Genomic DNA, 21307 nt, shown 5'->3' with positions numbered 1-21307 from the left:
CTACCCGGATTGCTGACGATGCCCACAAGCGGCGCGATGATCGTAATCCGCCGGCTACGGCAGCATGGATCGGGAACAGTCGTAAGACCCGGGCGGAAAAGTCGGCCTCGCCTTCGAGCGATCAATCGCGCCACCACCCGCTGGCGCCCGATCGCCCTGCACAGCCGGCCCTCGCGACTGGACAGAGGCGGGCAATCCGCAGATGAAAGGCGGCCTGATCCGAACGCGCCGCCTCCGAAGCCGCATCCACTGGAATACCAATCCGGCAAGCTTCTGCCGCCGCCGGTCCGCGCCGCCCAGGGCTGAGGTCGGTCGAGGCGGTCCCCGCAGGCCGAGACGCCGCAGTTACGGACGCCCACGACCCCTCGGTTGACGGCGACCTCCGGCTATGGCTGTAGGCCTTACTGCGTCCCGTGAGGGTTTAACTCGATCATGTCCGAAGGCGATACACTGGCCAAGGCTCTGGCCGATGTCCGGCAGCGGATGGCCCATCTCCAGGCCGAGTACGAGCGCGTCTCCGCTGAATTGACGAAGCTCCGCGTGGCGGAGAAGTCGCTCGCGGCGATCGTGGAAGGTGCGCCCCTCGAGGACGCTTTGGGCGGCGCGGGTTCGGTCGCCGCGACGTTCTCCGCCGAAGTGCGTCCGGGACGCGGCGGTGGCCGCGGTAGCCGCGGACCGCGGGCCAACTCGGCCAAGGGTCGGCTGAAGGCCCTTCTGGAAGGCGCCGGGCCGCAGGGCCTGTCGCATGCCGAGATCGCGCGGCGCCTGCCCGACGTCGCGCCCAACACTCTCAACACCTATCTCAGCGTCATGGCCAATAGCGGCGAGGCCCTGCGCCGGGGCGACTTCTACTCAGCCGGAACGCCCGTCGCCTCCGACGAGGCGCCGGAGGAGGCCGACCGGCAGGAGCCGGCCGACCGGGACGAGGACGCCGATTCGGCCGAGTGAGGCGGGTGCCCGCGGCCCGGATCAATCGGGAAGCGCGAACACCACGAGCGCGTCGCCGGTGCCGAAGCCGGACGCCTTGGTGAAGGAGGCGCCGCCCGCGGCGACCGCCACGTATTGGCGGCCCTCGACCGTGTAGGTGACCGGCGGCCCGCCGATCCCCGCCCCGCACTGGAAGCGCCAGAGGATTTCGCCGGTCTTGGCGTCGTGGGCATCGAGATGCCCGTCCTCCTCGCCCGAGAAGACGAGGCCGCCCGCGGTGGCGAGCGTGCCGCCGGAGAGCCGGCTTCCGGCTTTGCGCGACCACGCCACTGCACCGCCGCGGGCGAGGTCGACCGCCGTCAGCGTCGAGAAGGCCGGTTCGCCCTTCGCCTCGCCCGTCTCGGTGTAGCGGATCGCGCCGCGTCCGCCGGCGGCCGGCGCCGTCTTCACCGTGTAGGTCGCCGCCCCGTGCCGCACCTGGGCGAAGGCCAGCCCGCTTCTCGTGTCGTAGGCCACCGGATGCCAGGAGACCGCCCCGAGGGGGCCGGGGCTGACCACCGTGCCCTCCGGGCTCGGCGGCACGAACAGGTTCTTGTGTGTGATGAGCGGGGCGGATTTGCCGAGGAGCCGGCCGTCCGTGCGGTCGTGGACGTAGATCCAGCCGAGCTTGCTCGCCTGCGCCACCGCCTTCACCGGACCCTGCTCGGTGGGGTAGTCGAGCAGGAAGGGCGGGCTCGCCACGTCGTAGCCCCACTGCTCGTGCGGCACCTGCTGGAAATGCCAGCGGAGCTGCCCGGTCCGCGCGTCGAGCGCCACGAGGCTCATGGTGTAGAGATTGTCGCCAGGGCGCGTCAGGCCGAAATTCTGCGGCGCCGGGTTGCCGGTGCCGAGATAGATCAGCCCGAGATCGGCGTCGTAGGCCGGCGTCATCCAGAGCGAGCCGCCGCCGACCTTCCAGGCGTCCGCGTGCCGGGGTGCCGCGTCCTTTTCCGCGGCGATGTCGCGGTTGAGCGGGATGCCATCCGGGGTCTTTTCGGCGAATTCGCCCTCCCAGCCGTCGGCCTTGGTGACGTACCAGCGCCAGCGCTCCTCGCCGGTCTTCGCGTCGTAGGCAGCGAGCCAGCCGCGCCGGCCGTAGCCGCCCTCGATCCCGACCACGGCGCCGCCGTCGAGACCACCCCGCTCATCCTCGACATGGAGGCCGTAGCCGGCGCCCGTCACCCCAACGATGACGAGTCCTTCGGCCACCAGCGGCGGCATCTTGAAGCCGAGGCGACTCGATCCCTGGACCGGCTTCTCGCCCAAGCTCGCGGCGAGCGCCGAGGCGGTCTCGGTCTCGCCCTCCTCCGGGCGCACCGCCTCGCGGTCCCAGACCAGCCGGCCGGTCGTCGCGTCGAGGGCGATGACGCGTCCGTCCATGGTCGCCTCGAAGACCAGGCCGCCGGACACGGCGACCCCTCTGTTCGAGGGCGGCCCGAAGATCTTCTCCGTGCGCGCCTTGTGGGTGTAGGTCCACAGCACCTTTCCGGACTTGGCCTCCAGCGCCGCCACGTGGTTGCCCGTGGTCGAGACGTACATCACGCCCTCCACCACCACCGGCTCGGCCTGGAAATAGCCGGTCACGCCGGTCTGGAAGATCCAGGCGGGACGCAGGCGGGCGACGTTGCCGCGGTCGATCTGCGTCAGCGGCGAATGATGAGTATTGGAGGCGTCGCGTCCGAAAGCCGGCCAGTCGCTGGAGGGACGGCCGGTCTCCTGCGCAACGGCGGCGAGCATCGGCAGGGTGATCGTCAGATTGATCGGCAGCAACAGCAGCAGCGCGGCGGCGGCGCACCCTCGGCCAAGGCGCGTCGTCGCGGGCTCGGCCAGCGTCGTCCTGTGGCGTCTCACTGAGATCCTCCCTGTCCTTCGCTTCCTGGTTAGGGGGGAGAGACAGTCCTGTCGAACCGCTATCGCTTCGCGGCCTATACGACTTTTTTGGAGCCATACGCCCGTCTGCGTCGTTGTTCGGGCACGAGAGAGACCCTCGGCGCGCGCAACGGACGCGCCGATAGCGGGTGCTCCACTTCAGATGTGAGGACTTGATGCGAACTCTGATCCTGGCCGCGACGCTGGTTTTCGCCGCGCCCGCCTTTGCCCAGACCGCCGCGCCGACGGCGCCGCGGCCCGGTGCGCCCGTGGTCGGCGGCCAGAACAACACCGGAGCTGACACGAACGTCACGATTCCCCGCGGCAGCACCGGAGCCGACACGGTGCAGACCGATTCGGCGGTGGGCGGCAATGCCAATCAGCCCTCGCGCGCGGTGCCGCAGGGCAGCGGCGGCGGCGGGAGCAGCGGCGCCGGGGGTAACTGAGCCTCGATGACAGGCCGGGCCGGCCTCGTGCCGGACCCGGCTCACACGCGCGGGGCCATCCGCAGCTCGAACTGAGCGCCCTTGCCAGGTCTCAGCGTCAGTGTGCCGTCGAGCTGGCGGGCGAGATTGCCGATCACGCGCATGCCGAGGCTTGCTCGCGCCTTCAGCGGATCGAAGCCCGGCGGCAGGCCGACGCCGTCGTCGCAGACCGAGACGGTCAACCCGCCATCCTCCCGCATCACCGCCTCGACGCGAATCTCGCCGTGACCTTCGGGATAGGCGTACTTGATCGCGTTGGTCACGAGTTCGTTGACGAAGAGGCCGAGTGGGATCGCAAGATCGGCCGGCATCGTCACCGCGGCGGCCCGACAGCGCAGCGCATGGGCGCCCGCACTTTCCGTCAGCTTCTCGCATAGCGCTTCGAGAAAGCCGGCCACATCGATCCGGGTGAGATCCGGCTGGCGCCAGAGCTGGTCGTGAACCTGGGCCACCGCCTCGACGCGGGCGCGTGCATCGGCCAGCGCGCTCTTCACGTCCTCGTTCTCGGTGCCGCGCGCTTGGAGCGCGAGCAGGCCGGCCACGACGGCGAGGCTGTTCTTGACCCGGTGGCTCATCTCGCGGCTCAGGAGGTCCTGCCGTTCGAGGGCGACCTTGAGCTGCGCCTCCGAACGCTGACGCTCGATCGCGCTGCCGAGCAGGTTGGCGAAGCCCTGCATGAAGGCGATGTCAGCCGGGCCGAACACGCCCTCGCGGGTGTCGTCCACCTCCAGCACGCCGTAATGGCCATCCCGATTGGTGATGAGGACGTTCACCGCCCGGCGGATGCCGTGGCTTGCCATCAGTTCCGGTGTTCGGAAGCGAGTCTCGTTCTCCAGATGATTGGAGATGACAGGCCGTCCGGTCTTCAGGGCGTAGCCGGCGGGCGAGGCGAGGTCGGCGCCGACCACCGCCCGGCCGACGCAGTCCGGCTCCCAGCCGACCCCGGCGCAGACGAGGAGCACGTCCTGGGTCGGCTGGTATTCGAGCGCCTTGCAGAACTGGGCCTGCATCCCCTCCGCGCAGAGTTCGGTCGCCCGCTGTAGCAGCGGCAGGAGTTCGGTGGCGCGCAACGCTTCCACGCCGAAATCGGACAGGATCGCCTGCTGGCGCAGCCGAAGGTCCAGGGCCTCCGGCGAGATCTCGGTCATGGGGTCGTCTCAAGGTTCCCTGGACGCGTGTGTTCGCGCAAGCGATGCGCGATTGCAGACGACGGTGTCGGCAATGTGGGAGCGGTCTGGGTTCGATGAGAGATGGATTGTGAAATTCAAATGGAAAGGCCCGGCCGCGCCGCGCCGCGCCCTTCCCTGCCCTTTCTGTCTCAGGGCTTGGCGTCGAGAAGCTTTTCCGCGCGGGTGACGGCCGCCTCGCAACCCTTGGCGTCGCCCTTGCCGTCGGCGGCGCGGGCCTCTTCCAGGGCGACCCGAGCCTGCTGGGCCTGATCCCCACCCTTGCCGGCTTCCGCCGACTTCTCGGGGGGTGCCTCGCGCCGGTCGGTCTGCCCGCCGGTGCCGGTCTGTCCCTCGCCCTCGCGATGGGCGGCGACGGTCTTGCTGCCGGTCGAGGCGGCGATCGAGTCCGAAGCCTCGGCCTTCGCTCGTCCGTCGAGCGCGGCGATCCGGTCAGAGCAGGGCGAGGCGAGGGCCGGTCCGGCCAGGAGTGTTGCGAGAAGCGGTAGGCAGAGGGCGGCGCGTGCGGCCTGCGTCATGGAGGGGCATCCTCTTCGTGGCGAATAGCGACGGAGAAAGCCGCGAGGACGCGTCCGGGTTGCCAGATGAGCCGATGAGACCGCCCCTGCAACGGGAGCATGGCGGCGTCATCGTCTCCGGGATCGCCGATCAGGCCGCCTTGATCGTCGAGAGGAAGCTGCTCACGGCGGTGCCGAGTTGCGCGGAGCGGCGGGTGAGTTCCGAGGCCGAAGCGAGAACCCGGGCCGAGGCGGCGCCGGTCTGACCCGCCACGTCCCGCACCGCCGCGATGTTGCCGGTCACGGAGTAGGTGCCCTGCGCCGCCTGGGCCACGTTGCGCACGATCTCCTGCGTGGCGGCGCCCTGCTGCTCCATCGCCGCGGCCACGCCGCCGGCAATGGCCTGCAGCTCGACGATGGTCCGGCCGATCGCCTGGATGGCATCCACCGCCTGCCGCGTCTCACCCTGGATGTCGCCGATCTGCGCGGCGATCGTCCGGGTGGCTTGGCTCGTCTGTTCGGCCAGATCCTTGACCTCGCCCGCAACCACGGCAAAGCCCCGTCCCGACTCGCCGGCCCGCGCCGCCTCGATCGTGGCGTTCAGCGCCAGCAGGTTGGTCTGGCCCGCGATGCTCGAGATCATGCCGACGACGGCGCCGATCTTCTCCGCACCTTCGGACAGGTTGCGGATGATCGCATCGGTGCGTGCGGCATCGGCGGCCGCCCGGTCGGACATGCCGGAGGAGCGGGCGACCTGTGCCGCGATCTCGCCGATCGACGAGGCCATCTCCTCGCTGGCGGAGGCGACCGTCTGCACGTTGGCCGACATCTGCTCGGCGGCGCCCGCGACGCTCGCCGATTGCTCGGTGGTGGTAGAGGCCGAGCGCGCCATCTCCTGCGCCGTCGCCTCCATCTCGCCGGCGGCGGAGGCCAGGGCGAGGGAAAGACCGGAGACTTCGACCTCGAAGCACTGCATGGCCTGATCGAGGGTGCGGGATCGGCGCATCGTCGCCTCCGCGTCCTGTTCTCCGCGCAGGTCCGCGTCGCGCCGGGCGATCATCGCATCCTTGAACACCTGAACCGCACGGGCCATCGCTCCGATCTCGTCACGTCGGGCCGCCCCCTCGACCGCGACCGTGAGATCCCCCGCCGCGAGCCGGCTCATGGTGCCGGTGATGGTCTTGATCGGCCGGGCGACGCCGCCGACCACGGTCACGACGCCGTAGGCAAGGCCGCCGCAGGCCAGCAGCAGGCAGGCCAGAATCGCCCCGCCCGACCAGCTGGCTGCGACCTGCGAGCGGGCGAACTCGGCCCGGCTCTCGCGGAGCTGTAGGTCGGTGAGCTTCGACATGGTCTGGTGGAATTGCGGCATCCGCAGCAGCAGGGTCTCGTGCGCGGCGGCGTGTGCGTCGAGATCGCCCCGGGTCAACTGCGTGACGAGATCGGCGACCATCGCCCCGTTCCGAGTCATCTGCCCCTGCATCACCGCCACGAGCTTCGCCTCCTCGTCGGTGAGGTGGGTCGAAACGTAATCGGACCACGCCTTGCCGAGTTCGCGCGCGCTGCGCTCGATCGCTTCCGCGGCGGGCTTCGGAAGGCTCTGTCCCTCGGCAGCACCGCGCGAGGTCTCGATGATGTGGTCGTAGCTGTCGCGCATGGCCAGAAACTGGCTCAGCGGAATCAGCCGATCCTCGAAATTCGTCTTGAGGCTCGCGTTACTCAAGTAGAGCCCGAGACTGCCGACACCTGTCGAAATCAGAAGCAGCAATCCCATGAACGACAGCATGAGGATCAGGCGGCTCTTGATCGTCACGGGCAACATGGAGGGCACCCCAAGGCGTTTCTCGCTTTGAGGCCGATCCTGGCTCCGAAAGATGCAAGATAAGTAAAATATGTTGGTTCAAGCCGGGGTAAAATGCCGGCAGCTGATACAATCCTAAGCTCGGAAGCGAGCCGGCAGGGGGGCGTTGGCGAGGATCATGCCGTGCGCCGGCACGATCGAGCGGAACCCCTACGCTGAATCGATCCGGCGGGAGACGAAGAGAAGCGCCCTCGATGCGACCGGCCGAACCTCGCGGGAGGTACGACGGGCCGCGTCGAGGGCGCTTTTGGCGAACTCGGATGAGGACCGATCCCGACCTTGGGCCGGGATCGGGAGCGGATCAGGTGCTGAGCTGGTCGCGCAGCGGCAGCTCGCGCACCCGGCGTCCCGTGGCGGCGAAGACCGCGTTGGCGATCGCCGGCGCGACCGGGGGCACGCCCGGCTCGCCGACGCCGCCGAGCGGGCTGTCGTAGTCGTTCGAAGGCACCAGATGGACCCGCACCACCTTCGGGGCGGCGTCGATGCGGATGACCTCGTAGCCGTCGTAGTTCGCCTGCTCGGCCCGGCCGTTCTTGAAGGTGATCTTCGAGGTGAGCGCGAGGCCCATCCCCATGACCACCGCGCCCTCCATCTGCGAGCGGACGCGCTCCGGATTCACCTGCGGCCCGCAATCGACGGCGATGTCGATGGCGTGGACCTTCACCCCACCCTTGTCGTCGACCTCCACCTCGGCCGCGACCGCGGTGTAGGTCACGAAGCTGTAGTGGCCGGCAATGCCCAGCCCCCGGCCCTTCTCCAGCTTGCGGCCCCACTTGGCCCCGTCGGCCACCGTCTCGATGACGCGGCGCAGGCGGCCGGTATCGACGGGGTAGCGCTTGGGATCCTCGCCGTAGTTCCAGACGTCGCCGATCTCGGTCGGGTCGATCTTCCGGGCCGGGCCGATGAGTTCGAGGAGGTAGTCCTTCGGGTCGCGGCCCGCCGCGTGCGCGAGTTCGGCCACGAAGGACTGGATCGCGAAGGCGTGCGGGATGTTCGAGACCGAACGGAACCAGCCGATCCGGGTATGGGCGGAGGCTTCCGGGTTCTCGAAGCGCAGGTTCTTCAGGGCGAGCGGGTTGTTGACGAGGCCCATGCCGAGTTCGAACGGCAGCTCGTGCTTCGGGTCGGGCGCGAAGATCGAGCCGATCGTCGGCGCCACCGAGCGGTGCAGCCACGCCACCGGCATGCCCTTGTCGTCGACGCCCGCCTCGATCCGCTCGACCGAGATGGTGTGGTAGTAGCTGTGCTGGATGTCGTCCTCGCGGGTCCAGACCAGCTTGACCGGCTGGCCGTCCATGGCCTGCGAGCAGAGGGCAGCCTCGACCACGTAGTCGGGCTTCGACTTGCGGCCGAAGCCGCCGCCGAGCAGCGTCACGTTCACCCGCACCTTGTCGGCAGGCAGGTTGAGGCGCTTCACCACCCGGTCGTGCGCCGCCTGCGGACCCTGCGTGCAGGCCCAGATCTCGCAAGCGCCGTCCTTGATGCGGGCGACCGCGGCCGGCGGCTCCATCGGCGCCTGAGCGAGGTGGGGCACGAAGTATTCCGCCTCGAACTTCGCCTTGGCGGTCTTCATCGCCGCATCGACGTCGCCGGCCACCCGCACGACCTTGCCGGGCTTGCGCGCGGCGGCTTCGAGTTCCTTGCGGAAGGCGTCGGTATCGTAGCCGGCGTTCGGACCGTCATCCCAGGTGATTTTCAGGGCCTCGCGGCCCTTCATCGCCGCCCAGGTGTTCTTGGCGATTACCGCGATGCCGCCGAGCGGCATGAACTCGGACGGGATCTCGCCGCCCTCGATCTTGAGGATCCTGACCACGCCCGGGACCTTCTTGGCCTCGGTGTCGTCGAACGAGACGACCTTGCCGCCATAGACGGCCGGGCGCGCGACGACGGCGTAGAGCATGCCGTCGAGCTTCACGTCGAGGGCGTAGATCGCCTTGCCGGTGGTGATGTCGTGGTTGTCGATGAGGCCAATCTTGCCTTTGCCGATGTAGCGGAAGGCCTCCGGCTTCTTGAGCTGCACGCTCTCGCGCGCCGGCACCGGCAGGGCAGCGGCCGCCTCGGCCACGTCGCCGTAGCCGAGCTTACGACCGGACTTGGCGTGGGTCAGAACATGGCCCTCAGCCTTCACCTCGCCGACAGGCACGCCCCACTGCTTGGCGGCGGCCTGGATCAGCATCAGCCGCGCGGCGGCACCCGCATGGCGGAAATGCTGGAAGAAGTGGCGCAGCGAGCGGGAGCCGTCGGTGTCCTGGTTGCCGAAGTGGGTCTCCTCACCCCAGGCCTGGACCACCTTCACCTTCGACCAATCGGCCTCGAGTTCGTCGGCGACGGTGAAGGCGATCGAGGTGCGGACGCCCTGCCCCATCTCGGAGCGGTGGTTGGTGACGGTGACGGTGCCGTCACGCGCAATCGCGACGAAGACCTTCGGGTCGTCACGCCAGCCGTTGGGCATGCCGTCGGCGCCGAATTTCTTGGCCTTCTGCTCCTCGGTCTGGCCCTCGTCGGCCTTGGCGCGGTCCGAGAGCGAGAGGGCGAGCACCAGGGCGCCCATGCCGCCGAGGATGCCGCGGCGGCTGACATTGTCGAGCCGGACCGAGCCGGCATCGTTCTGGGAGGCGGCGAGTTCGGCCATCAGCTTGGCTTCGTGAATCACAGGCGCTCTCCCTTGTTCGCGGGCGCCGTCTGGCCGGCAGCCTGATGGATCGCGGCGCGGATGCGCGGATAGGTGCCGCAGCGGCAGATGTTGCCGCTCATGTTCTCGTCGATCTGGGCATCGGTCGGCTTCGGGCTGTCCTTGAGGAGCGAGGCCGCCTGCATGATCTGACCGGTCTGGCAGTAGCCGCACTGGGCCACGTTCAGGTCGCGCCACGCCACCTGGACCGGGTGGTTGCCGTCGGGGGAGAGTCCCTCGATCGTCGTGATCTCCTGGCCTTCCGCCGCCGAGACCGGGGTGATGCAGGCCCGCGCGGCGGTGCCGCCAAGATGGACCGTGCAGGCGCCGCACTGGGCGATGCCGCAGCCGAACTTGGTGCCGGTGAGGCCGAGCTCGTCGCGCAGGTACCAGAGCAACGGCATTTCGGGATCGCCGTCGAAGCTGCGTTCGGCTCCGTTGACCGTGAGTTTTATCATCGCTGCCATCTGCCGTTTCAGAAGGGAGGGCGCACGAGCGGCTGAAATGCGCGCCCGGCGGCCGGATCGATCTTCCGTTCCCCATGGATGCCGTACCGGGACCGATCCGGGGCCCGACGGGCGGGTGGAGCGGTGCCGTGGCGGCCGGTTCGCGGGCGAAGCCGTCCGGCTCTTAGGTGTGCCTGTTGTCAGTCGCGGGGGCGGCGTTGTCGCTCCGCCGCGACGATGCGGAGGCCGTCAGACGGCCTCGACTGCATTTCTTATCTGGAATTAATCAGAACTGGGAGGCTGTGGCAATCGCACGACACAGTCGTGTCCGATGCTTTAGGGCCCCACACGAGGACTCGGGCGCGATGTGAGCGAAACCTCGAAATCGTCTGTGCGGTCCCACACACGGACATGGCAGCAAATGTTGTGTCGCTCTGCCCTACCCCCTGCGGCGGTCGTGCTCGGCTTTGACGGATTCGGGCAAGCCGGCGTACCAATCCGCGTAGGGCGTGTTGACGATCATGCGGCGGTTATGGTCGGGCGCGCCGTCGGTCCACCAGACCGGCCCGCGCTCGCCGAGCCCGTGCTTGGCGGCATCCACCGCCGCCCGTGCGCGAGCAGGCGCCGCCGCCTCGCCGGAACGCTTGGCAGCCCGCACCGCACGGCGGGCGTCCATCAGGTCTCGGACCAGGCGGTCGCGCTGCACGGGTTCGAGGTCGGGCCGGTGGCGCCGCCACAGCCGGCCGTGCACGACGATGTAGCGCCCATCCGGCGTTTCCAGCACCCGCATCGCCGCTTCTCCGCGCCGCTTCTCAGGATTTGCCGTCACGACGCCCCACCGCTTCCGACCCTTTCGGCGCGGCGCCGTGGCGGACGCTCACGAGACGGGCCGAGGCGAAGACGCTCGCTTCGAGCAATGGTTCCGGGGCCGCGGCTCAGGCGAAATCGCCGATTTGGTCGGCAACGATGTCGGGTGCCGTCACCGAGGCGTGACCCGCCCGCCAGAGGCGGTGCTCGTCCGAGCCCGCCGCATGCGGGTTGGCCTCCGCGTCCTCCTGCCGCTCGGCAGCCCGGCGGCCGTCGAGATAGGCGGGCATGTTGGTCTCGTCCCGGTCGATGCCTTCGCCGATCGCTTCCATGGTTCGCCCTCCCCTCGCGCCCCGCGGGCCAAACGAATGGCGAATCTATCATTGCCCGCAGGGATGGCGAGAGGCGGCACAAGACAACCGGCCGCCTTCCCGAGGGGGGCGGTGTTTCCGTTCGGACCCAATTCACTTAAGCCGCGCATAGGCTGGACGCTGCGGCGCCGGCCCCGACGGAGACGGGACGGCGCTTGGCGCGTTCACTTGGCGCGTTCACCTCGCGCGTCCACTTGGCGCGTTTCACGAACGAGCCCGCACCGCCGGCCGCGCCGGCAGCACGACACAATACCGAGAACGGCCCCGAGGACGCCCGATGAGTCGCCTGGACGAACTGAAGAACGACCCCGCCTTCCGCCAGGCCGCTCTCGCGGTGCGCGGAGCGGCCAGCACCCTGAGCGGCCGGGCCATGACCCACGAGGAAGCCGAGCTTCTGGTGAGTTTCGCGCTCGCCACCTACGCCAATGCCGGCGGCCTCGCCGAGCCGAGCCTGAGCCGGCTGGCCCGCTTCGCCGGTAAGGTCGAGCCCGATGCGAGCTTCGAGAGCCACGAGAGCATGATGAAGCACTGAGACCGGCAGAGGGCGACAGCCCCCTGCCCTCCCTCCTCAGCCGAAGGCGCCGACCTCGTGCTGGATGATGCCTGAGATCTCGCGGACTCGCTCGAACATCCGCCGGATCGGACCGAACAGAGTGTTGTGCTCGGTCTCGTAGGTGCCGACGTCGCGCGGGCCCGGCGGCTCGCCGAAATTGAGGCCGAGCGTCGGGTCGGGCGTCACCGGATAGATCTCGTCGAGCAGCTTCAGACAGCCGTCAATGTCGAGGCGCAGGAAGCGCTCCAGCAGCATCTCGCGGGTCAGGCCCGCCTGCGGCCGGAAATTCGGGATGTGGGCGGCCAGGAACCAGATCCGGTGGATCAGCGCGAGGCGGATCGCGTGGAGGAGGGCGAGCCGGGTCGACATCGTCGCCAGATCCGGCGCCGCCGCCTGGAGGAAGAGGCCGTCGCGGGTGAGCCGGCCGAACAGGCGGCGCAGGTCGGGGGCGAGGTTCAGCCGCTCCAGGGCCGCGGCGATGGTGACGAGTTCGTCGCGCCGTGCGTCGCGCCGGGTGCGACGGGCGCGCTCCAGCCACACCGCCGGGTCGAGGGTATCGATATAGGCGCGCATCACGTCGAGGTCGCCGACGCTGGCGGCGTGCTGCACGAGGCGGAAGGCGCGGGAGAAGCGAACCGAATCCTGGCGCATGTGGCGGAACAGCTCCGGCGCCCGGTGCGCGGCCCGACCCACGCCGTGCAGCGAGTTGGCGAGATAGCCGAGCTGCTGCAGGATCGCGTTGTTGGGAATCGCCCGCATCTGGCGCGGATGGGTGATTGCGGCCGGGCCGCCGCCATCCGACTGGCGTGCCACGGGGCGTGAGCCGGTGCGATCGATCAGGCTCGGGCCGAAGGTACCGAGAAGCGCCGCATAGCCGCGGTCGTCGACCAGGGCTTCCATGTCCTGGCGGACGACGCGGAAGAACTCGGCGGCGAAGTCCGCCTCCTCGTAGATCGGGTCGGAGGCGGGCGCGGCGGTGCGGTCGTTGAGTGCGTAGTCGGCGAAGGCATCGTCCTCGGTCAGCGCGTCGGCGAAGACGTGCTCGGCGATGCGCGCCACCGAGGCGCCGGCGAGTTCGGGGGAGCCGAACATCAGGTAGCCGTCCGAGCCCTGGAAGCTCGATTCGAGCCGCTCGCGGATGCCCGCCGCGGCGTCGCGCCGGCGCGAATCCTCCGGCGCGAGATAGGCGAGGCGGTCGCGCAGGGATGTCGGGTGGGCGCCGCGGCCGATCGATTCGCCGTGGGTGTCGAAGATGACGAGTTCGATCTCGGACAGCCCGTTCTGCGTCATCAGCTCGGTGATGCGCAGGCGCAGGCGCTCGATCCAGAAGGTGGCGGCCAACTGCCCGACATAGCGCCCGGAATCCGAGTAGCCGAACTGGACGGAGAGCCGGCCGAGCCGCTTGAGGTGGGCGCGCCAGTGCGGGTTGCGCAGCGCATCGTCGAGCACGCGGATGCCCTGTTCGAGAGCGCTCGCGGTCTCGAACAGGGGCGTGATTTCGAGCTTGTCGGAGATGCCGTAGTGGCGCGCGAGCCAGAGCGCCGCGAGCAGGGTGTAGCCGGTCTCGGTCTCGGCGATGAGGAAGCGCACCGGATGGGTGCCGTCGACGTGCTTGAGGATCTGGGTGATCGTCATCATCAGGCGCGCGGCCGAGGCGCGCTCGGCGGCGAGCGCCCCGAAATCGACCGGCACCGGGCGCACGTCGTTGAGGAGCGTGTTGATCGCCGAGAGGTGCGAGCGGCGCTGCGCCGCGTCGGCCGGTTCGCCCTCCAGCTCGATGACCCGGCGCACCGCGTTGTGGATCTGGCTGGCGTTGAGCCGGAAATGCGGCAGGGCGTTCGACAGACCGTGGGCGGCGACGCCGGAGCGCAGCACGGCGATGGCGCGGCGATCCGCGTCCGACTCGGCGGCGCCGAGCGCGGCGGCGAGACCGGCGAGGATCGGCCCGGCATCGGTCTGGGCCCGCTCGCGCTCGATGATGAGGGCGAGCGCGAAGCGGTGGACCGCCTCCAGGGACGGCTTGGTGCCGAGCAGCGGCGCACCCGCGAGCTGGCGCTCGACGGCGTCGCGCGCGCCCGCGGTCAGTTCGCGCACGACGCGGGTGGCGGCGATGTCGGGCAGATCGCGCAGCAGGCGGTCGAACTGCATGCGCTTCGAGATCAGCCGGTAGCGCATCGTGTCCCACCAGCCGATATCGGTGCGGCCGTCGGTGTCGCAGCCGACCCAGCTCGCGATGGCGAGTGGCTTGGGCACCAGTTCGGTCCAGCGGTCCGGCCAGCGGGCACGGGCGGCGTCGAGGATCGCGCCGTTGAAGGCATCGATCGCCGCGCGGCCGTGGTTGGCCGCGACACAGGCCTGCTCGAACTCATCGTCGAGGCTGATCTTCGGGTCGGGCCGGGTCGAGCGGGCGGCGGCCTCGCCGATGATCGGGGCGCGCTTGTCGGCATCCGCGAGCGAGGCGGCCCGCGCGATCCGCTCGGCCACCGCCCGCGGCATGCCGAAGGTGGGATGCGCCGTAAACACCGCAGCAAAAGCCGTGCGGCCGACGCGGTCGCGGAACGTCTCGAAATCGCCCGAGCCCCGCGACACCGCCGCCACGAGCCGGTTGGCCAGATCCACCACGGCGGCCGGCTCCCCGGCCGATGCGTCGGCATCGAGGCCGACATAGGCGCGCAGACGCTCGGCGCGGGCCGTGAGCGCCCGCCGCCGCAGGGTGGCGAGCAGCGCATCGAGATCCGCCTCCCCGATCTCGTCGCGGTCGATCCGCCGCGTGATCGCGAGCGTGACGGCCAGGACGGGGTTGCGGAACGGATCCTCGCTCGCCTGCTCGCGGGTGCGGGCGACGAGGTCGAGAAGCTCGGCTTCCAGGTCGCGATCGGCCGGTTCGCGACCTTCGAAGGTGCGATCCGCGGGTTGCGTTTGGCCGAAGCGGGGGTCTTCGAGGGGCATCGAGCGTTCCTGGTCGTGCGCGGTCGGGGACCGTCGGACGGCGGCGCCCACGCGGTTCTCACCCTTCGGCCCGCGACGCAAGGACCGTTCCCGCAGGGGACCCCGTATCAAAGCTCCTTGTCCCCGACGCGTGCAACGGCGCGTGATCCGGTCTAGGGTCGCTCCGATCATGGAGACCCTGGTGATCCTGGCCGCGGTGGCGGCGACCCTGCTCGCCTGCATCTTCGTGGTCACGCTCTCCAAGGGGCCGCGCCAGCCTCCCCTGCGCCTTCCCCGCGAGGAGGAATGGGCCGACAACGCGGACGAGGTCTCGAAGGTGCTGACCGCCACCGAACCCAGCCCGATCGACCGCGGGGCGCAGGTGCTCGATGCCCACGTCCTCGATGCCCACGTCATGGGCGGCCGGATGGCCGAGGGGCCCGTGATCGAGGGTCGGATCATCAAGGGGGAGGTGGTGGACGGCGCGGCGGGCGTGCGCGGCGCCGGGCCATCAAGAAGGTTCGAAGCGGAAGAACTCGATAGCCGGATGCTCGATCAACTTCTCGACCAGCAGAACCGGGCGCTGAAACAGGCGCTGGAGCCCGACGCGACACCGCCCTCCGAGGCGAAGGACCGGCCGGCCCGATGAGCCCGATGAGACGGACCGTCCCGATCATCGCCCTCGCGGCGGCGTGGATGGCGATCGCCCCGGCGACGATCCCTACCGCCCGCGCGCAGGACGAGGCCCCCGCCGAGTCCGAGGCCGTGCCGGAAGCGCCGAAGTCCAAACCCAAGCCGAAGCCGAAGCCGCGGCCCAAGCCCAAACCGGAGGCCAAGCCCGAAGCGAAGCCCGATGCCACGCCCGCGGCCTCGGCGCCCGCGGACGCGAAAGCCGTGGACACGAAGCCCGCCGCTGTGCCGGCCGCGGCGGCGCCCGCGGCCGATCCGGCTCCCGTCGCCGTCCCGCCGCCCGCCGCGACGAACTTCGCCGCGCCGCCGGTGGTCTGCGAGCCGGACCAGGCGGTCCGCTATCAGGGGGCCAAGAATCTCGATCTGTGGGTGACGCGCAGCGGCACCATCACCATCGACAACCCCCTGCGCCCGCTCACGCCCGACGTCACCCGCGTGCTCCAGGTCGTGCTCGCCGGCAAGGTCGCCACCGCCTACGGGCCGGACCTGCTCTCCCTTCGCCGCGGAGGATCGCCAGCGACGTTGGAGGGGACCATCGGCGGGAAGATCCAGTGGAACCCCTCCCTGGTGGCGCTTCCCGACAGCCTGCCGATCAACGCCGAAACCGGCGAGCCGCTGGCTGAGCTGCGCTTCCGCGAATGCGGGACCGCGCCCTCGGGCAAGCTGCTGCCGCCGCCCAAGGCCCGCCGCATGGCGCCCACGCCCGAGGCCGTCGCGGCGGAGGCGGAGAAGGCGGAGAAGGCCGCCAAGGCCGCGGCGCGCGAGGCCGCGAAAGCCGCGGGCGTGAAGCCGCCTCCCGGCGCGCCGCCGCCGCGCGCGCCGGGTTCGGCCCTGCCGCAGGGGGCGATTCCCTGACGCAGCCGCCTGCCATCCTCGTGGTGGGCGGGGCCGGCGCCTTTGGGGCGCGGCTCGTCGCCGGGCTCGCCACCACCACCGATCTCACCGTGATCGTCGCCGGCCGCGACCGGGCTAGGGCGGAAGCCGTGGCCCGCACCGTGCCGGAGGGGCGCGGCCGGGCGGCGCGTCTCGACGCGACGCGGGTCGAGGCGGCCGACCTGCGCGCGCTCGGCGCCGCCATCGTGGTGGATGCGGCCGGACCATTCCAGGGCGGCGCGCCGACGCTCGCCCGCGCGGCGATCGAGGCCGGCCTGCCCTATCTCGACCTCGCCGATGGCCGTGACTTCGTGGCGGCCTTCCCCGCCCTCGACCCGCTGGCACGGGCCAACGGTGTCGTCGCGCTCACCGGCGCGAGTTCGACCCCTGCCCTGTCGAACGCGGCGCTCGATGCGCTGACCGACGGCTGGCGCTCGATCGAGACGGTGCGGGTCGCGATCGTCCCGGGCAACCGGGCGCCCCGTGGCCTCTCGGTGATGCGGGCAATCCTCTCCTATGCCGGCCGGCCCGTGCGGGTCCTGCAGGCGGGCACGTGGCGGAACCGGCCCGGCTGGGGCCTGCTCCGCCGGATCACCGTGCCGGGCCTCGGCCGGCGCTTCGCCAGCCTGTGCGAAACGCCCGACCTCGACATCCTGCCCGCCCGGTTTCCCCGCCTGCGCACAGCTCTGTTCCGCGCCGGGCTCGAACTGCCGGTTCTCCATTTGGGCCTGAGCCTCGCGAGCCTGCCGGTGCGGTGGCGCCTGCTGCCCTCGCTCAACCCGTTCGCCCGCCCCTTCCTCGTCATCGCCGGCTGGTTCGACCGCTTCGGCAGCGACCGCGGCGGCATGAGCGTCGAGGTTCTGGGGCGTGATGCGACGGGCAGGCCGACCCGCGCGGTCTGGAGCCTCGTCGCTGAAGGCGGCGACGGACCCTCTGTTCCGACCCTGCCCGCCCTCGCCGCAATCCGCCGGCTCACCGATCCCTTCGCCGCGCCGATCCCGGCGGGCGCCTATCCGTGCGTCGGCGTGCTGCCGCTCGCTGCGATCGAGGCGGAGATGGGCCGCCTCGCCATCCGCACCCGCCGCGCCGTCGATCACCCCGTGCCGTTGATCGAGCGGGCGCTCGGAGCCGGCTTCGCGCAAATGCCCGAGGCGGTCCGCGCGCTGCACGGCTCGGTCGGCGACGGCGCGTTCCGCGGCCGAGCCGAAGTCCGGCGCGGACGCAGCCCCGTCGTCGCCCTCGTCGCCCTGCTGTTCCGGTTGCCGCCGGCCATGGCGGACGGACCGATCCGCGTGACGATGGAGCCCGACCTCGAGGCCGGCGTGGAGCGTTGGACGCGCTGGTTTCCGGGTCGCCGCTTCTCCAGCCGGATGCAGTACGTCGGGCCCGACGGGAGCGGGCGGGTGCGCGAGCATTTCGGTCCGTTCGCGATGGATCTCGCGGTGACCGGCCACGCGGACGGGCTCGACATGGCGGTGACGGGCTGGCGGCTCGGCCCGCTGCCCCTGCCGCGTGCCCTGCGGCCGACGACGCGGGCGAGCGAGCGGGTCGATGCAGAGGGCCGTTTCCGCTTCGACGTGGCCCTGTTCCTGCCGCTCGTCGGGCTGCTCGTGCATTACCGCGGCTGGCTGGTCCGCTGCGACGGGAGAGAGGAAGAGACCCCATGAGCGACACCCTGACGGCGGCGCAGGTGATCGACGCGCTCGCGCTCCAGCCCCATCCGGAGGGCGGCCATTACCGCGAGACGTTTCGCGATCCGCGCCAGGTGGAGGGTCGATCGGTCGGCACTGCGATCTACTACCTGCTGGGTGTGGGCGAGACCTCGGCCTGGCACCGGGTCGACGCGGCCGAGATCTGGCACTGGCATGCCGGCGCACCGATGGTGATCACCATGAGCCCCAACGGCCATGACGCCTCGGCCCACCATCTCGGACCCGACCTCCTGCGCGGCCAGCGCCCGCAGATCGTGGTGCCCGCGGGCCACTGGCAGACGGCGACCAGCCTCGGCGCCTGGACGCTCGTCGGCTGCACGGTCTCGCCGGGTTTCGAGTTCGCGGGCTTCGAGATGGCGCCGGAGGATTGGCGCCCGACCCCGCGGCGCTGACGACGAGCTGTCTCGACGGCATCATGCCGCAGCGCTGCGGGGAAGCGCTCTCGCGTTGCCTGACGGGGTGATGCCGCCCCGGACCTGCCGGGCGAATGGCCGAGCGGGACGCTGCCGGAGATCCGCTTGCAAGACCACTCGAACGCGCGCCGCCTGTTCCTTGCCGGAAGCGCCCTCGGCCTCGGTGCCCTCGCGGCGGGCCGGGCGGCGGCGCAGCCGGCGACGGCGATCCCGCCCGGGCCCGTCGGGCGACCCGAGCCGCAGCTCGAGGAGGAGCCGCCGCTCGCCCTCGAGCAGCGCGTCGGTTGGGCGGTGGTCGGCCTCGGGCATTACACGCAGGCCTACGTCCTGCCCGCCCTCGCCCGCTCCCGCCGTTCGCGGACCGTCGCCCTCGTCTCCGGCAATCCGGACAAGGCGCGGAGCGTGGCCGCCCGCTACGGCGTGAACGAGCGATCGCTCTACGGCTACGACGCGATGGAGCGGCTTGCCGACAATCCCGAGGTCGCCGTTGTCTACATCGTCACGCCGAACGCCTCGCATGCCGAGCTGACGGTGAAGGCCTTCGAAGCCGGCAATCACGTGATCTGCGAGAAGCCGATGGCGAACTCGCCCGCCGAGTGCCAGCGGATGATCGACGCCGCGCGGGCCGCCGACCGCCGGCTGATGGTCGCGTACCGGGCGCATTGGGAGCCGCACAATCTGCGCGCCAAGCAGATGTTCGATGCGGGCGAACTGGGGGCGGTCTGGTTCGCGTCCTCCGATCACCACCGTCCTCTCGATCCGTCGCGGCCCCGCGACCAGTGGCGGGTGAAGCGGGCGGTGGCTGGCGGCGGCTCGCTCGTCGATATCGGCATCTACGCCCTGAACGGCCTGCAATGGTTCTTCGACGAGAGCCCGAACGCCGTCGCGGCCTCGATGCAGTCGCCGCCCGGCGATCCGCGTTTTGCCGAGGTGGAGAATGTCTTCACCGCCGAACTCGCTTTCCCGTCCGGCCGGCGGGCGACGATCTCCTCGGGCTACACCGCCGACAAGAAGCGCATCGACCTGTGGGGTGACCGGCTCGTGGCCACCCTCGATCCGGCCACGGCCTATCAGGGCAACCGCCTGGTCGTTGCGAACGCCAAGAAGTCGGAGGAGGTGCTGACGCAGGAGACCAGCGCGGCCCAGTTCACTGGGGAGCTCGACCATTTCTCGCAGATCGTTGCCGAGGGCGGCGCGGTGCGCACGCCCGGCGAGATGGGCCTGCGCGACGTACGCCTGATCGAGGCGCTCTACCGCGCCGCCGCCGAGCGCCGCTGGCTCGACCTCAACCCGGACATGACCGTGCGCGGGACCTGAACCGGCCCGCCGAGGCTTCACCCTCCGGAACAGGAGCCGGAGAGACGAACCGACCCATGCCGATCCTCATCGTCGCCGCGGTCACGGTCGCGGGCATTCTCAACACGGTCCAGTCGGGCGCCAACGCGACCCTGAACAAGGCGCTCGGCCAGCCGATCCTCGCCGCGCTCGTCGTGACGGCGGCCAACGTCGCCGTCTATCTCGCCGCCGCGCCCTTCGCCGGGATCGGCTGGCCGGGCGCCCAGCGCTTCGCAAGCGTGCCGTGGTGGGCCTGGCTCGGCGGCGTCATGGGCGCGAGCTACGTGCTGGCCACGATCTTCCTCGCCGAGCGGCTGGGGGCGGCGGTCTTCACCGGGATCACGGTGACTGCGGCCATCATCACCTCGGTCGTGCTCGACCATTTCGGCTGGGTCGGGTTCGCCCAGCACAGTGCCGATCCCTGGCGCATCCTCGGCTGCGCCCTGATGATCGGCGGCCTCGTTCTCGTCTGCCTGCGCTGAGGGAGGGGCGCCGACCTCACAGCGTCACGATGATCTTCCCGAACACCTTGCGCGATTCCAGGCGCTCCAGCCCCTGCGCGAAGTCGGCGAGCGGCAGCACCGTATCGACGACGGGGGTGAGGCCGGCGGCCATCTTGTCGAGGCTCTGGCTCATATTGGCGATGCGGCAGCCGAACGAGCCGGTGATGCGGTACTGCTGCTGGAACAACTGCATCAGGTTCATCTGCACCGAGACACCCGAGGTCGAGCCGCAGGTGACGAGCCGCCCGCCGGGCTTGAGGCAGAGCAGCGATCCGTTCCACGTCTCGGGCCCGACATGCTCGAACACCACGTCCACGCCCTTGCGCTTGGTCAGCCGCCGCACCTCGCCCTCGAAGCGCTCCTCGCGATAGTTGATGACGTGGTCGGCGCCGAGCGCCTTCGCCTTCTCGCCCTTCGCGTCGTCGCCCACCGTCGTGTAGACGGTGCAGCCGATCGCCTTGGCCATCTTGATCGCCGCCGTGCCGATCCCGGAGCCGCCGGCCTGGACGAGAATCGACTCGCCGGGCTCCAGCCGCGCGTTGTCGAACAGCATGTGCTGGACGGTGCCGAAGGCGATGCCGGCGCAGGCTGCCTGGACGTGATCGACGCCACCCGGCACCCGCACCACGAGCCGGGCCGGCAGGTTGACGCGCTCGCGGGCGAAGCCGTCGAGATGGAAGCCCATAACGCCGGAGACGTCCTCGCACAGGTTGTCGCGGCCCTCGCGGCAGGCGCGGCACTTCCCGCAGGTCAAGGCGCCGTAGGGCACCACGGCATCGCCGACGGACAAGCCCTCGACGCCCTCGCCGACCGCCGCGATCTCGCCCGCGGCCTCCGCGCCGACGGCGAGCGGCAGCTTGCGCTTGGCAAACGCCATGCCGCGAAAGCCCCACACGTCGATGAAGTTGAGTCCGACCGCGCGCACCCGGATCTGCACCTCGCCCGGCCCGGGCGCGGGCGGCGGCTCGACGTCGGTCAGGCGCAGGTCGCGGTCGCCGAAGAGCTGGAGGGCTTGCATCAGGATCGATCTCGTCTGCGCGGAGGGGGCTCGTCACCCTCCTCGAATATGGCGATTGCCGCGCGGAAACCCTGTCCCGCTTCGCGGCGCCGGACGTGTCCGGGCAGCGGGGCTTATCGTTC

The 21307-nt window shown here is 70.6% G+C and carries 19 protein-coding genes; 9 read left to right on the top strand and 10 right to left on the bottom strand.

Translation table 11 applies throughout. The features are described from left to right. Positions 1-432: 432 nt before the first annotated feature. Positions 433-948, top strand: a complete 516-nt coding sequence (locus MFF24_RS09140; protein WP_238224095.1) for a hypothetical protein — start codon at positions 433-435, stop codon at positions 946-948. A 21-nt stretch (positions 949-969) separates the two neighbouring features. Here MFF24_RS09140 and MFF24_RS09135 read toward each other — a convergent pair whose 3' ends face one another. Further along, a complete protein-coding gene (locus MFF24_RS09135; RefSeq protein ID WP_238224119.1) occupies positions 970-2703 on the bottom strand; it encodes a pyrroloquinoline quinone-dependent dehydrogenase in 1734 nt (577 codons plus the stop codon). Positions 2704-3011: 308 nt separating this feature from the next. Here MFF24_RS09135 and MFF24_RS09130 point away from each other — a divergent pair, with 308 nt between their 5' ends. Then, positions 3012-3281: a hypothetical protein gene (locus MFF24_RS09130; protein WP_108942251.1), complete on the top strand. Its 270-nt coding sequence runs from the start codon at positions 3012-3014 to the stop codon at positions 3279-3281. Positions 3282-3322: 41 nt separating this feature from the next. Here MFF24_RS09130 and MFF24_RS09125 read toward each other — a convergent pair whose 3' ends face one another. The 7 genes from MFF24_RS09125 to MFF24_RS09095 all read right to left on the bottom strand — a co-directional run bounded on the left by MFF24_RS09125 (position 3323) and on the right by MFF24_RS09095 (position 11121). Next, positions 3323-4468, bottom strand: a complete 1146-nt coding sequence (locus MFF24_RS09125) for a sensor histidine kinase (RefSeq protein WP_238224094.1) — start codon at positions 4466-4468, stop codon at positions 3323-3325. Positions 4469-4638: 170 nt separating this feature from the next. Then, positions 4639-5025 carry a hypothetical protein gene (locus MFF24_RS09120; RefSeq protein WP_166060989.1) on the bottom strand — a complete coding sequence of 129 codons (387 nt, stop codon included), beginning with the start codon at positions 5023-5025 and terminating at the stop codon, positions 4639-4641. Between the two features lie 130 nt (positions 5026-5155). Continuing rightward, positions 5156-6826, bottom strand: coding sequence for a methyl-accepting chemotaxis protein (locus MFF24_RS09115; protein WP_238224091.1), 1671 nt, complete (start codon positions 6824-6826; stop codon positions 5156-5158). Positions 6827-7166: 340 nt separating this feature from the next. After that, complete coding sequence (locus tag MFF24_RS09110; protein ID WP_238224089.1) at positions 7167-9518, bottom strand: xanthine dehydrogenase family protein molybdopterin-binding subunit; 2352 nt, start codon at positions 9516-9518, stop codon at positions 7167-7169. Beyond that, positions 9515-9994, bottom strand: a complete 480-nt coding sequence (locus MFF24_RS09105) for a (2Fe-2S)-binding protein (RefSeq protein ID WP_108943105.1) — start codon at positions 9992-9994, stop codon at positions 9515-9517. Before MFF24_RS09105 ends, MFF24_RS09110 begins: the two co-directional genes overlap by 4 nt. A 427-nt stretch (positions 9995-10421) precedes the next feature. Next, positions 10422-10772 (bottom strand): hypothetical protein, encoded by a 351-nt coding sequence (locus MFF24_RS09100; protein ID WP_238224087.1) that lies wholly within the window; start codon positions 10770-10772, stop codon positions 10422-10424. 145 nt (positions 10773-10917) lie between these two features. Continuing rightward, positions 10918-11121 (bottom strand): hypothetical protein, encoded by a 204-nt coding sequence (locus tag MFF24_RS09095; protein ID WP_166060993.1) that lies wholly within the window; start codon positions 11119-11121, stop codon positions 10918-10920. A gap of 316 nt (positions 11122-11437) precedes the next feature. On the opposite strand from MFF24_RS09095, the gene MFF24_RS09090 reads away from it, so the two are divergent. Beyond that, positions 11438-11692: a hypothetical protein gene (locus MFF24_RS09090; RefSeq protein ID WP_108942263.1), complete on the top strand. Its 255-nt coding sequence runs from the start codon at positions 11438-11440 to the stop codon at positions 11690-11692. Positions 11693-11728: 36 nt separating this feature from the next. Here the strand turns inward: MFF24_RS09090 and MFF24_RS09085 are convergent, their stop codons facing one another. Next, entirely contained in the window at positions 11729-14662 is a 2934-nt protein-coding gene (locus MFF24_RS09085) for a phosphoenolpyruvate carboxylase (protein WP_238224085.1), read from the bottom strand. A 169-nt stretch (positions 14663-14831) separates the two neighbouring features. Between MFF24_RS09085 and MFF24_RS09080 the strand changes: the two genes are divergently transcribed. The 6 genes from MFF24_RS09080 to MFF24_RS09055 all read left to right on the top strand — a co-directional run bounded on the left by MFF24_RS09080 (position 14832) and on the right by MFF24_RS09055 (position 20146). Further along, on the top strand, positions 14832-15290 hold the full coding sequence (locus tag MFF24_RS09080; protein ID WP_238224083.1) for a hypothetical protein: 459 nt from the start codon (positions 14832-14834) through the stop codon (positions 15288-15290). Positions 15291-15295: 5 nt separating this feature from the next. After that, a complete protein-coding gene (locus tag MFF24_RS09075) occupies positions 15296-16186 on the top strand; it encodes a hypothetical protein (RefSeq protein WP_238224081.1) in 891 nt (296 codons plus the stop codon). A 23-nt stretch (positions 16187-16209) separates the two neighbouring features. Further along, on the top strand, positions 16210-17871 hold the full coding sequence (locus MFF24_RS09070; protein WP_238224079.1) for a saccharopine dehydrogenase family protein: 1662 nt from the start codon (positions 16210-16212) through the stop codon (positions 17869-17871). Then, on the top strand, positions 17868-18308 hold the full coding sequence (locus tag MFF24_RS09065; RefSeq protein ID WP_108942269.1) for a cupin domain-containing protein: 441 nt from the start codon (positions 17868-17870) through the stop codon (positions 18306-18308). The genes MFF24_RS09070 and MFF24_RS09065 overlap by 4 nt, the downstream gene beginning before the upstream one ends. A 126-nt stretch (positions 18309-18434) precedes the next feature. Next, positions 18435-19646 carry a Gfo/Idh/MocA family protein gene (locus MFF24_RS09060; RefSeq protein WP_238224078.1) on the top strand — a complete coding sequence of 404 codons (1212 nt, stop codon included), beginning with the start codon at positions 18435-18437 and terminating at the stop codon, positions 19644-19646. 56 nt (positions 19647-19702) lie between these two features. Beyond that, a complete protein-coding gene (locus tag MFF24_RS09055; protein ID WP_238224077.1) occupies positions 19703-20146 on the top strand; it encodes a DMT family transporter in 444 nt (147 codons plus the stop codon). Between the two features lie 16 nt (positions 20147-20162). Here MFF24_RS09055 and MFF24_RS09050 read toward each other — a convergent pair whose 3' ends face one another. Next, positions 20163-21185 (bottom strand): zinc-binding dehydrogenase, encoded by a 1023-nt coding sequence (locus MFF24_RS09050; RefSeq protein WP_238224076.1) that lies wholly within the window; start codon positions 21183-21185, stop codon positions 20163-20165. Between the last annotated feature and the right edge of the window lie 122 nt (positions 21186-21307).

This window comes from Methylorubrum aminovorans, assembly GCF_022179725.1.
In the GTDB taxonomy this organism is placed as follows: Bacteria; Pseudomonadota; Alphaproteobacteria; order Rhizobiales; family Beijerinckiaceae; genus Methylobacterium; species Methylobacterium aminovorans.
This window is presented reverse-complemented; position numbering and strand designations above follow the sequence as displayed.